This is a genomic window from Streptomyces sp. TRM68367, from assembly GCF_014495685.1.
Lineage (GTDB): Bacteria > Actinomycetota > Actinomycetes > Streptomycetales > Streptomycetaceae > Streptomyces.
This window is the reverse complement of record NZ_JACTVI010000093.1, coordinates 19,140-31,284: the sequence shown is the minus strand read 5'-3', so window position 1 is coordinate 31,284 and position 12,145 is coordinate 19,140. Positions and strand designations below refer to the sequence as shown.

6 protein-coding genes are annotated in these 12,145 nt (G+C 69.4%); 3 read left to right on the top strand and 3 right to left on the bottom strand.

Features of this window, described 5'->3' with window-relative positions:
• Window positions 1–304 precede the first annotated feature (304 nt).
• From H8R17_RS48940 to H8R17_RS36495, 3 genes are all read left to right on the top strand, one after another.
• Window positions 305–1,951 carry a LuxR C-terminal-related transcriptional regulator gene (locus H8R17_RS48940; RefSeq protein ID WP_187827502.1) on the top strand — a complete coding sequence of 549 codons (1,647 nt, stop codon included), beginning with the start codon at window positions 305–307 and terminating at the stop codon, window positions 1,949–1,951.
• Between the two features lie 140 nt (window positions 1,952–2,091).
• Window positions 2,092–3,027, top strand: a complete 936-nt coding sequence (locus H8R17_RS36500) for an alpha/beta fold hydrolase (protein WP_187827501.1) — start codon at window positions 2,092–2,094, stop codon at window positions 3,025–3,027.
• Window positions 3,024–4,499, top strand: coding sequence for an FAD-binding oxidoreductase (locus tag H8R17_RS36495; protein WP_223125903.1), 1,476 nt, complete (start codon window positions 3,024–3,026; stop codon window positions 4,497–4,499). The genes H8R17_RS36500 and H8R17_RS36495 overlap by 4 nt, the downstream gene beginning before the upstream one ends.
• A 697-nt stretch (window positions 4,500–5,196) precedes the next feature.
• On the opposite strand, the gene H8R17_RS36490 is transcribed toward H8R17_RS36495, so the two are convergent.
• From H8R17_RS36490 to efeU, 3 genes are all read right to left on the bottom strand, one after another.
• A complete protein-coding gene (locus H8R17_RS36490; protein WP_187827500.1) occupies window positions 5,197–8,169 on the bottom strand; it encodes a GH59 galactosidase in 2,973 nt (990 codons plus the stop codon).
• Window positions 8,170–8,507: 338 nt separating this feature from the next.
• A complete protein-coding gene (efeB, locus tag H8R17_RS36485; RefSeq protein WP_187827499.1) occupies window positions 8,508–9,794 on the bottom strand; it encodes an iron uptake transporter deferrochelatase/peroxidase subunit in 1,287 nt (428 codons plus the stop codon).
• 62 nt (window positions 9,795–9,856) lie between these two features.
• The gene (gene efeU, locus H8R17_RS36480; RefSeq protein WP_187827498.1) at window positions 9,857–12,016 is read right to left on the bottom strand and encodes an iron uptake transporter permease EfeU; all 2,160 of its coding nucleotides are present in this window, start codon (window positions 12,014–12,016) and stop codon (window positions 9,857–9,859) included.
• Between the last annotated feature and the right edge of the window lie 129 nt (window positions 12,017–12,145).

Below are 12,145 nucleotides of genomic sequence, written 5' to 3'. Positions count from 1 at the left end.
GGTCTACCGGGCACTGACCAGCACACCGACCGAACGAATCACTCATACCGACCTGGCTCCAGCGGCTTGACAGCCATAGGAGCATCCGCCGCAGGCCAGAGCCGGCTATAGCACTTCGCCGGAGAACCGTGTGCCTCAGGAATGCGGCTCAGGGCGTGACCACGGGAGCCCGGGAGGCCCGCCCGAGCGGCGGGGACCATCGGGAAGAGCGGCCGGATGCGGGGGCGTTGGCGTCACTTCTCCCGCGTGTGCCGTGAACAGCACATACGCTGCGGTTACGGACTCATTTTCGGCGGGAGCGCTCATGAGCACCGTTGATCTACGCAGGCAGGGCCGGGAGGCGTACGAGCGGCTGGCATGGCGGGACGCGTACGAAGGTTTGTCGGCCGCCGACCGGCAGGCCCCGCTCATGGCCGACGATCTTGACCGGCTGGCGCGTGCGGCGTATCTGATCGGCGCCATCGATGCGGCGACCGGGAGCTGGGAGCGGGCCCATCACGCGTTCCTGGAACGAGGGGACGCGGCGGGGGCGGTGCGGTGTGCGTTCTGGATCGGGCTCACGCTTCTCCTTCGCGGCGAGCATGCCCGCGGCGGCGGATGGCTCGCACGAGCGCAGCACATCCTCGAATCTGCGGCGCTGGACTGCGTGGAGCAGGGATACCTGCGCGTTCCCGTGGCGCTGCGGGCTCTGAACGGCGGCGATGCCGAGGCGGCCAGGCGTTCGTTCGTGGAGATCACCGAGACCGCCGACCGCTTCGACGACGGCGACCTGCGGGCGTTGGGGAGCCTGGGGCAGGGCCAGTCGCTGATGGCGCAGGGCCGGGCGGCACAGGGTGTGGAGGTGCTGGACGAGACGATGGTGGCGGTGACCACCGGAGAGGTGTCGTCGATCACCGCCGGAATCGTCTACTGCGCCGTGATCCTGGCCTGTCGCGGAATCTACGACCTTCGTCGCGTGCAGGAGTGGACGGCGGCGCTGAGCCGTTGGTGTGCCACGCAGCAGGACCTCCAGCCGTACCGGGGCCAGTGCCTGGTGCATCGTTCAGAGATCATGCAGCTGCGGGGTGACTGGGACGACGCCATGGATGAGGCATGCCGGGCGTGCGAGCACCTGTCCACCCCGCACGGCGACCTGGTGCTGGGCATGGCGCTGTACCAGCGTGCCGAGCTGCTCCGGTTGCGCGGCGAGTTCTCCCGGGCCGAGCGCTACTACCGTGAGGCCGGCGGCCGGGGGCATTCGGCGCAGCCGGGACTGGCCCTGCTCAGGCTGGCACAGGGCCGGCTGGACGACGCGGCCGCCGCCATCCGCCGGACCCTCGTGGAGACCGAGAGACCGGAGGAGCGGCCCGGTGTGCTGGTCGGCTGCGTGGAGATCGAGCTCGCCGCCGGAGGCATCGAGGACGCTCAGCAGGCAGTGGACGAGCTCGACAAGATCGCCGCCGGCTTCGACTCACCGTACCTGCGGGCGGTGGCCGCGTACGGGCACGGCTCCGTGCTGCTGGCCGCCGGTGATCCAGAGGCCGCGTGCGTCGCTCTGCGCCGGGCGTGGACCGCCTGGCACGAGAATGAGGCTCCTTACGAGGCGGCGCGGGTACGGGCGAAGCTGGCGCGGGCCTACCGCCAGGTCGGCGATCACGACACGGCCGAGATGGAGCTGGACGCCGCCCAACGGGTCTTCGAGCAGCTCGGCGCGGTGCCGGCGCTGGAGCAGGTGCGGGAGCTGAGGGGCTCAGCGGGTCGGGCCGCGCCCCCGGGCCCGGGAGGGTTGACGCCCCGCGAGATCGAGGTGCTCCGTCTGATCGCGACCGGGGCGTCGAACCGTGAGATCGCGGACCGTCTCGTGATCAGCGACAAGACGGTCGCCCGGCATGTGAGCAACATGTTCACCAAGCTGGGTGTCTCCTCGCGGGCCGCCGCCACCGCATACGCGTACGAGCACGAACTCGTGTAGGGCCGGACCCGGCCGCCTGCGCAGGAATACCCACACGGCGCGCACCGGCGAGTTGGTCGACTCGACCGATGCGGAGCCCGCCGCCGACCTCGGACCCTTGTCCTGTAAGCACCACTGGACGCTGGGGAAGGAGGCCGACGATGAGCACTCGATACGAGGCGATACGACCCGAGCGATCCGTCGGGCGGCGGGCACGCGACCAGCTGATGGCCGCGATGCCGATGGCGGCCGAGCGGCGGGTTCGGCTGCCGGGGGTGGATACCGCCGTCCTGGAGGGCGGTGACGGGCCGCCCATCGTGCTGCTGCACGGCCAGGGCGAGTTCGCCGCCGTGTGGATCAGGGTGATCCCCGACCTGGTCAGGACCCACCGGGTGATCGTTCCCGATCTGCCCGGCCACGGCGCCTCGGTGGCGAGCGACAGTCGGCTCGACACCGAAGCCGTCCTGGCCTGGCTCGATGAGCTGATCGACCAGACCTGCCGGGGCTGGCCGCCCGTACTGGTGGGCCATCTGCTGGGCGGAGCGATCGCCGCACGGTACGCGGTACGCCACGGCGACCGGCTGGCCCATCTGATCCTGGTCGACACACTCGGCCTGGGCTGGTTCCGCCCGGCGCCGAGCTTCGCGATGCCCATGATGAGCTTCGTCGCCCGACCGACCGCGAAAGGGCGGGACCGCCTGTTCAACCGGTGCTTCCTCGACATGCAGAGGGTCGGCGAGGAGACGGGAGAACAATGGCAGCCGCTGCTGGCCTACGCCCTGGACCGGGCCCGTACGCCGAGCGTGCAGGCAGCGCTGCGCAGCCTCGTCACACGGGTCGGCATGCGGCCGATCCCGCCCGGCGATCTCGCGCAAATCGGCGTTCCCACAGACCTGATCCACGGCCGGCAGGACCTCCAGGTACGGCTGCGGACGGCGGAAGCGGCGAGCGCGCGGTACGGCTGGCCGCTGCACGTGATCGAGGACTGCCGGGACGACCCCGCCGCGGAGCAGCCGGAAGCGTTGCTGGCCGCGCTGCGCACCGCGATCGGGACATCGAGGGACAGTCGGGCGCCGGGAGAGGACAAGTCGCCATGAGCACGAGAATGTTCGAGGTCGCCGGACTCGAGCGCGAGCGCGTCGGCCTGAGCTCCGCCCGGATCGAGCAGCTCGGCACACGGCTCGCGGGACCGCTGCTCACGGCCGGTGACGAGGGCTGGGACAAGGCAGTCGAAGTCTGGAACGCCATGGTCACCGCACGTCCGGCGCTCGTCGTCCAGCCGGTCTCAGCCCAGGACGTGGCCACGGTCGTTCGGTTCGCCGCGGACCACGGCGTGCTGCTGAGCGTGAAGGGCGGGGGCCACAACATCGCTGGCACGGCACTCGCCGACGGTGGGCTGACCCTCGACATGTCCCGCATGCGCGAGGTCACCGTGGATCCGGTCGCCCGCCTCGCGCATGCCGGTCCCGGATGCCTGTTGCAGGACGTCGACCGGGCGACCCAGCGGCATGGGCTGGCGACGGTGCTCGGCTTTGTGTCCGAGACCGGAGTCGCCGGCCTGACCCTCGGCGGCGGGTTCGGCTACCTGACGCGCCGCTTCGGCTGGGCGGCCGACAACCTGGAGGAGGTCGAGATCGTCACGGCGGACGGAAGGATCACGACCGCGAGCCGGGCGGAGAACCCGGACCTGTTCTGGGCGCTGCGCGGCGGTGGCGGCAACTTCGGCGTCGTCACCCGCTTCACCTTCCGGCTGCACGAGGTCGGCCCCCTCATCACCGGTGGCCTCGCCGCCTGGAGCGCCGACCAGGTGGACGAGGTCCTCACGACGTACCGGGAGCTCACCGCGTCCGCTCCCCGCGAGCTGACGGCAGTGGCGATCATCCGGCTCGCGCCGCCCGCGCCGTTCGTCCCGGACGAGTGGCATCTCAAGCCCGTCGTCGGGCTGCTCGTGTGCCACAGCGGGACCAACGCCGAAGCCGGTCTCGCCCCGCTCCGTGCCCTCGGAAAGCCGATCTTCGACCTCATCGGCGAGAAGCCCTACGTAGCCCAGCAGTCCATGTTGGACGCGATGGAACCCAAGGGGCTGAACCAGTACTGGAAGGCCGAATTCCTTCCCGGCCTGCCGGACGAGTACCTGCCCACGTTCCGGGACGCCGCGCTCGACGTCGTGTCCCCCCTGTCGTTCTCCGTCATCTTCCACCTCGCCGGCGTGCTGAACGAGTCCGACGACAGCGGCGCAGTCGGCAACCGGGAAGCCCGGCTCATCAGCGGCTTCTCCGGGGCATGGCCGCCGCAGGCCGACGGAGACCGCATCGTGGACGCGGTCCGCAGCGGCTGGGAGGACATCCGGCCGTTCTCGACCGGCGGGAACTACGTCAACTTCCAACTGGCCGAGGACGACGCCGACAGAACCGCCGCCGCCTACCGAGGCACCTACGACCGCCTCCGGCAAATCAAGGCGCGGTACGACCCCGGCAACTGCTTCCGCGTCAACCGCAACATCCGTCCCCGAATGGAACCTCGGAACTCCCCCAACCACAAGCCCACGTACGTCCCCCTGAGCAAGTGAATCGTGCCGACCGACGTGGGTCCACCAGGCCCTACGACGGTGCATTTCGTGCCGTCGATGCAGGTGTTTTTGCAGGAGTCCGCGGCGGGGCAGTGCGGTGGGCTGCGGCGGGTGGTGTGCAGTGGTGAGGCGCTGCCGCCGGAGGTGGTCGATCGCCCCGTCGAGCGCGGGCGACCGGCCGTTCGCCTTCGCCGACGCTGGGGACTTGGCGGACACCGCCGGACCACCACCATCCGCGAACGCCGGATCGTCCGGGTGGTGACCATGCCGAAGGTAGAACCGGCCAGCCTCGGTGGCCTCCGCATGAACGTCCCCGCCACTCCTGCTGACCGTCAGAAGTCCACGGTCGCGCAGGGCAGACCAGACGCCAATCCTCCAGCGCCCATGCTCCAGGTTTCGCACCGGCCGGGAGCCGTTCGAGAAGCGCGCGTTGCCGTTCGTTCAAGGCCGACCACCGGTGCATGAGCCCCAGCCCACACCGCACTCTCACACCCCGCATAGAGCCGAAAGAGATCTCTGCAGGTCAGCGCCCCGCAGCTTCAGCACGGCAGCTCACGGGGCTAGCTGGTCTCTTCCGGGACATCTGAGCGACGGATGCCGCAGCACCCCGCTTGACCTGCACGAATGCGGGTCAAGGAGGGGTGCGGCGGCACCTCTGTCATTTACGGCGAGCGCACGGGCCCGCAGGCCAGGGCACCTACCGGGCGGCGGCGCCGCCCTCGCGCACCAGCCGGTCGTGAGCCTCTTCGAGCCTGGCCGTGATCTGCTCGACGCCGATGGCGTCCAGGCCCTTCTGTCCCGCCACGGCAGCCTTCGCCGCCGACGACGCGGAGGCGAACAGGGCCCAGGAGCCGGCCGTGTAGTCCGCCCGCGCCGGACTTCCGATCTTCTCCAGGCCGCCCCGGATCGGTGTCGTGTCCACAGTGCTGTCCACGTCCCCGGAGATGGTGTTGAACGCGTCGAGAACGACCTTTCCGGACTTGAGGACGAACCTCGCCGTGTGCGCGCCGTCGGGCAGACCACGGAGCGCGTACGTCGCGAGGCGCTTGTCGGTCGCGGCCGTCTTCGCGTCCCGTGCGATCAGCTTTCCGTCGACATAGACGTCGAGGACGGCGGTGCCGTCGTTGCCGCCGATGACGTCGATGCCCGTGCCGGTGAAGGGGACGGTGAACGACGCGCCGGCGGTCGTGCTGGTCGATGTCGACCGGTACCAGTCCATCGGGTCGCCGAAGGCGGCCTTCCTGCTCCACGTGCCGTCGTAGGTGACCGAGCTGTCCATGTTGTCGAGCTGCGCGCGGGCGTAGGGCGTGTACCCGTCGATCTTCTCGACCTTCAGGTTGTCGAACGCCGTCTTGTGGAAGTCGGTTCCGAGCTTGACGCGGCCTTCGGTCTGCGGAGTCGGGTCCTGGTACGTCGAGACGGCCTTGCCGTCGATGTAGGTCGTGATCGTCGCGCCCTTCGCCTCGATGGCGAGGCGGTAGTTGTCGGATGCCGCGACCGTTCCCGACGTGACGGCCGTGCCGTACTCGTAGAACGTCCAGGCGCCGTTCGGTCCGATGCGCACGTTGTAGGCGGCGTCGCTGACCGCCATGCCCTTCTGCTGCCGGACGCCCAGGGTGGCGAGTCCGCCATCCGGGTCCGGGAACGAGACGTCGACCGTGGCCCGGTAGTTCTCCCAACGGAAGTCGCCGACCGTCGTGTTCGGGGTGTGGCGGTTCCAGGCGCCGGTGTCCTTCATGGACTGGTCCATGTACTGGTACAGGACGTTGTTGCCGCTCGCGTCCGCACCGACCTCCCAGGCGCCGGTCTGGTCGACCATGTAGCGAGGCTGGTTGCCGCGCGACCTCAGGTAGGGCTGGGACGTCTTGTGCGCTCCGTTGCCGGTGCCGACCTGGACCTTGCCCTCCTCCTCGTACCCGAAGTCGTCGGCGTACAGGACGCTGTCGCGGGTGTTGTGCTTCTTGCCGGTCGCGTCGGTGTCCAGCACCGTGCGGTCCCGGGACTCGGGCAGGCGTTGCTTCGTCGCCTTGTCGTGGCTCTTGTCGAGCGTCGTCAAGGTCACGATCGACCTCGGCTCGACCGTGTAGGTGTAGTACCCGTCGCCGCCGGGCCGGATCTCGTCGGCGAGGTGCTTGAAGTTCGAGTCGTAGGGCCGGCCCGCGTCCGGTCCGCGGGTTTCCCAGATCTCCATGGTCGGGTCGGAACCGAGTCGCATGTTCTCGGCTTTGATCCGGTAGGTCTTCGGCTGGTCGCTGTCGTTGACGACGATCGTCGAGAAGTCCTTCTTACGGGGATCCGCGAGCGTCATATAACTGGGGGCCCCGTTGGAGCCGTCGAGGTCGACGGTGCCGCTCACCCCGCTGTAACTGGCCTCCGGCACGGTGCGCCAGACGCCCGCCGTGTTCGTGTCGTTCTCCCAGCCGGTTTTGGCGAACTGGGTGAAGTGCTGCATCACATAGAGGGCCGCGTCGTAGTGGAGGTGGCCCGACCACGGGTCACGCGCGCTGACGAGTTCCTTGTGGCTGTACTGGGCGCCTTCGTAGAAGGAGCCGATCGCCGGCTGGAAGATGTAGTGCGTCCGCTTCGAGTTGGCGTAGCTCTTGACCGAGCGGTTCGCGAGATCGAGGGCGCTTTGGACGCCGCCGATGCCGGTGCTCGTTCCGTTCGGGCCCTCGGTGTTGTTGACGCGGTAGTCGGTGTAGCCGAAGGAGGCGACTCCCTCGCTGTACCAGACTTCCTTGTCCTCGTCGTACTTGTTCTCACCGGTCGCCAGCCTGGTGTACGGCAGATGGGTGTCGCTGCCGGCGGCCCCGTCGTGCCGGTCCTCGGTGGTGTAGTGGTAGCCGACCGCGTCGACGATGCCGAAGAGTTCCGCGTCGCTGAGCATGGACGGCCCGATATTGAGGGTGGTGTTCTCGTCGGCGGCGATGATCTTGATGTTGTGGTAGGCCTTCTCGGCCTTCTCCCGCTTTTTCGCCGGGATGCCGTAGCGGGGGTCAGCGAAGTCCGTGTCGGTCAGAATCGCGTTCTTGTACCACTTGATGAAGGCCTCGTCCGGATCCCGCGTCTCGTTCGTGTCCGGGTCGACGTAGTCGACCATGTACCCGTATTTCTCGTAGGCGTCGAGGATCGTCTCCTTGTACCACTTGTACATCTCGTCGGAGCCGGTGCCCTTGTTCCATTCGTTCTGAACCCATCGGGGCATGACCCAGCGGAGAATCGAGACCTTGAGCTTCGGGTTGACCGTCTTGGCGTCCGCTGCCAGTTGGAAGCCCGGGGAACGCGACGCGTCGGCGAGTTCGTCCGCTGTGCGCATGGTCGCCGGATCGGAACCGGTCGACGTGTTCGTGTCCGAACCCATCTCGATCTTGACATGGTTGATCAGGGGGTTCTTTCCGCCGAACAGCACGCGGACGAGCTGCCAGTACCGGCCGGGATGCTCCGCCTTGTAGTCCATCAGCAGGTTGCTGGTGCTGTTGCAGCTGAGCAGGCCGAGGCCCTTGTAGGTCAAACCGTTCACGTTGTCGGCGCGGACGTCGTCCCCGTTGACCACGACCTCCACGGGATCGTCCGCGGTGTGGGCGGCGGGGGCGGTGATCACTCCCGCCGCGAGCGCCATGGTGGTTGCCGCGGCAAGCGACATCCAGCCCAGTCTTCGCTGTGTGCCCATTCCGCTTCGACTCCTTCTTCTCGTAGTGCGTACCGACGCTCAGACGTTCGAGATACCGAAAGATGTCCGCGATTCCGGAAGGACCGTAGATGGTAAGCGTTTTCCACGTCAATGCCTGTGTAGGACATGCCAATTGAGATCGCGCAAGGGGCACAAGGTCCGGCGAGGGCGACGTCCAGGAGGGTCTTGCCCGGGTCGCGGACGGCCCGCGGCTTTCGCCACGGAGCGAGCGCTGCGACACCGCGCCGGAGCAGGTGCCGACGATGACGCCGGCGGCGGCTGAAGATGATGTCGCCCACCGGGCTGACCGGGCAGGCTGTCACCGCCGGCCGGGCGGCTCAGGTCGCGAGCAGGGTGCGGCCGAGCCAGTCGGTGGAATCGCGGGCGCCGGGGAGGGCGAAGAAGTAGCCGCCGCCGGTCGGGGAGATGTAGTCGACCAGGGGTTCGTCGATCAGGCGGGTCTGGACGGCGTCGAACTGGCGGCGGACGTCCTGCTGGTAGCAGCAGAAGACCAGGCCCATGTCGAGGTTGCCGACCGCGTCGACGCCCCGGTCGTAGTTGTAACCGCGGCGCAGGATGCGGGAGTTGTCGGTGGCATGGGTGCGTGGGTTGGCGAGGCGGATGTGGGAGTCGAGCGGGATGGCCGTGCCCTTGGGGTCCTTGGCGTAGTTCGGGGCGTCGGTCTCCTTGGCCCCGTCCAGCGGGGCGCCGGTGTCCTTGCGGCGGCCGAACATGTTCTCCTGCTCGCTCAGCGAGACCCGGTCCCAGAACTCCACGAGCATGCGGATGATGCGGATCACCTGGTAGCTGCCGTCCTCGGCCCAGTCCGGCTCGCCCTGCCCGGCGCCCACCCAGACGAGGCGGTTCATCTCGCGGGCGGAGGCGGTGTCCGGGTTGGCGATGCCGTCCTTGAAGCCGAACAGGTTTCGCTGGGCGCCGCTGGGGCGCGGGGCGTTCTGGAAACCGTCGATACGCCACCGGATCTGCATCGCGCCGCGGGTGTGCCTGGCGATGTCGCGCAGCGCGTGCAGCACGGTGTCCTGGCGGGCCGCGCAGATCTGCAGGGACAGGTCGCCGTGGCACTCGGCCGGGTGGAGGTTGTCGTTGGGGAAGGTGCGCATCGACGTGAGGTGGCGCGGCTTCGCCCTGGCGAGGCCGTAGCGGTCGTCGAAGAGCGAGGCGCCCACGCCGACGGTGACGGTCAGCGCGTCGGCGGGTACGACCGGGCCGAGGATGCCGTTGTCCGCGGGCGGGGCTCCGACGCCCAGGTCGGCCGGTGTGCCGCCGGTGGTGAGGAAGCGGGCCCGCGCGGTGATGGTGCGCAGCAGGTCGGTCAGTTCGCGGCGGTCGTCGGCGATGACGTCGAAGGCGACGAACGCGGCGGCGGTCTGGGCGGGGGTGAGGATCCCGGCCTGGTGGGTGCCGTGGAAGGGGACGGCGGCGGCGTTCGTCGCCTCGGCCGCCCGTGTCGTACCGCTGCCGCTCTCGGCGAGTGCGAGGCCGCCGCCGGCCAGCACCGCGCCGGCGGCACCGGCGCCGAGGGCCGTCTTCACGAAGGTGCGGCGGCCTGCGTGGGCGGGGCAGCCCGACGGTATGTCGGCGGGGGGCTGGGTGGGTTCCGCCATGGCGGGTTCCCCTTCGTGGCGTGTCGGGCGGTTCGGGTGGTGGGGTGCGGGGTGGTCGGTCATTACGCGGACTTCCTGATCTCCAGCAGGTCCGGTATCGGTGCGAGGTCCTCCAGGAGTTGCCCGGTCGCGCCGTTCAGGTGGGCTCTCGTCGCGGGGGCCAGCCGGTCGACGGGCGTCCATGTCGCGCCGTGGTGGGCCGAGTCGAGGAGCGCCTGGAGGCGGGCGGCGTCCGCGTCCACGATGGGGAGCAGGTGGGGGGCGCGACTGGTGAGCAACGGGCGGAGTACGGCGAGGAGTTCGCGAGTGCCGGCGAGGTTGGCGTCGGCGGTGGCCAGCTCGGTGCCGCTGCCCTGGTCGGCGTCGCCGGTCAGCTCGAACTGGAGGGTGTTCTCCAGGATCTCGTGGGTGCGCAGGGGGAGATCGGCGGGGTCGAAGTCCTGGTGCGGGAAGGACTTGCGCAAACCGGCGGTGTCGGCGGCGAGTTGGTGTGCGGGGCCCTTGAGTTCGTCCGTCGGCTGGCCGTGCCACAGTCCGTACTCGATCCGGTGGAAGCCGGTGAACGCCTTGTCGTGGACGCCGCCGGGCAAGCCGTCCGGCCTGCCGTTGATCTTCTGGTCGAAGTCCTCGAACGTGCCGTAGGCGGCGCCGAGCGAGGCGTAGGTGCGGTGGGCGGTGAGCCAGTCGGTGCGGGCCGTGGTCAGGTGGCCGGCCTGGATGTCGTCGGCGAGTTTGCGGGTCTGGGTGACGAGGGTGGTCAGGCCGTGGTTCACGTAGGTCTTGTACGCCTTGAGGGGGGCGGCGAGGTCGTGGACCGAGACGGGGACGACGGCGCCGGTTGTGCCGCGGGTGCCGTTGACGTGGACGGCGTGGGAGGTGACGGACCTGCCGTCGGTGGGGACGCAGCGCCAGGCGTATGTGCCGCCGGTGACGGTTGCGACGAGGTCGCGGGTGGTGCCGGGGGCGAGGCCCTCTATCTCGCCGTAGACCGCGTTGGTGGTCGGGTCGATGAGGTAGACCTCGGACGTCTGGTTGCCGGTGTTGTGCATCTGGAAGGTCTGGCGGCCGGGGCTGGGGGCGGTGAAGCCGTCGCCGCAGGCGGTTTCGGAGACCGCGATGGTTTGGCCTTCGGTGGGTTGGGGGTGGGAGAAAGTGACGATCAGTGCGGCAAGGAGGGCGGGGACGGTGACGACCGTTGCGGGGAGAAGCCAGGTGGGGCGGCGTTTCGCCTCGGCTTCGCCTTCGGTGGGGTTGTGTTTCCCACCCGCACCACCGGTGCGGCTTGCGTGGTCGGGTGCGAGTGGCCCCTGTGGGAGTTTGTCGTCGGCGGCTGCGGGAGTGGGGGCGGCTGGAGCGGGCTCGGGGTCGCGTTCAGCCGCAGTCGGCCCGGCTTTGCGGTTTGTGGAGGCCGTTGTCTTCCAGCCTCGTGCGAACAGGGACATCACCGCGGCGAGGTATACGACGTAGCCGACCGTCTGGAGCCAGGTCATCGTCGGCGTCAGGTTGAGCACGCCCTGCGCGAGGGTGCTGTACCAGGAGCCGGCGTCGATGTGGGTGCTCAGGTCGATGGCGTACGACGTGCCGCCGGGGAGGACGCCGCCCTCCTGGAGGTCGCGCAGGCCGTAGCCGAGGACGCCTGCCGCGATGACGATGAGGACGGCGCCGGTGGCGGTGAAGAAGCGTGTCAGGTTGATTGTCAGTACCCGGCGGTACAGGCCCCAGCACAGGAGCGTCGCCAGGATCAGGCCGACCGCCGCGCCGGACAGCGGGCCCGCGGACTCGCCGGCCGCGCGGGCCGTGGTCCACAGGAACAGCGCCGTCTCCAGCCCCTCCCGGCCCACCGCCAGGAACGACGTCACGATCAGCATGCCCGCGCCCATCGACAGGGCGCCCGTGACCTTCTCCCGGATCTCCCCCGACAGGCTGCGGGCCGAGCGGCGCATCCAGAACACCATCGCGGTGACGAACGCGACGGCCACCACGCTGAGCAAGCCGCCGAAGGCCTCCTGCGCGGCGGTGGACAGGGACGCGGCGGTGAAGGTGAGGACCGCGCCGAAGCTCATCGCGAGGGCGATCGCGGCCAGCACGCCCGTCCACACCTGGGGCAGGCGGGACCGGGCGCCCGCCCGCACCAGGGTGGCTATGAGGACGGAGACGATGAGCCCGGCTTCGAGTCCTTCCCTCAGTCCGATCAGGAAGCTCGGAAACGCGTCGTCCCACATGTGCTGCGGCCCTCCCGGCCCGTCCACGGCCACCGCCGGGGGCAGTTAGCCAAGGCATACCTTACTTACGCCGACCATCATGACCGCGCATCTGTGGTCATCCGGTCATGTATGCCTCATGACCTGGCA

Excerpts from the sequence above, each read along its gene's own strand:
- H8R17_RS48940 (WP_187827502.1), top strand. The coding sequence starts at position 305 with ATGAGCACCGTTGATCTACGCAGGCAGGGCCGGGAGGCGTACGAGCGG.
- H8R17_RS36500 (WP_187827501.1), top strand. The coding sequence starts at position 2,092 with ATGAGCACTCGATACGAGGCGATACGACCCGAGCGATCCGTCGGGCGG.
- H8R17_RS36495 (WP_223125903.1), top strand. The coding sequence starts at position 3,024 with ATGAGCACGAGAATGTTCGAGGTCGCCGGACTCGAGCGCGAGCGCGTC.
- H8R17_RS36490 (WP_187827500.1), bottom strand. The coding sequence starts at position 8,169 with ATGGGCACACAGCGAAGACTGGGCTGGATGTCGCTTGCCGCGGCAACC.
- efeB (WP_187827499.1), bottom strand. The coding sequence starts at position 9,794 with ATGGCGGAACCCACCCAGCCCCCCGCCGACATACCGTCGGGCTGCCCC.
- efeU (WP_187827498.1), bottom strand. The coding sequence starts at position 12,016 with ATGTGGGACGACGCGTTTCCGAGCTTCCTGATCGGACTGAGGGAAGGA.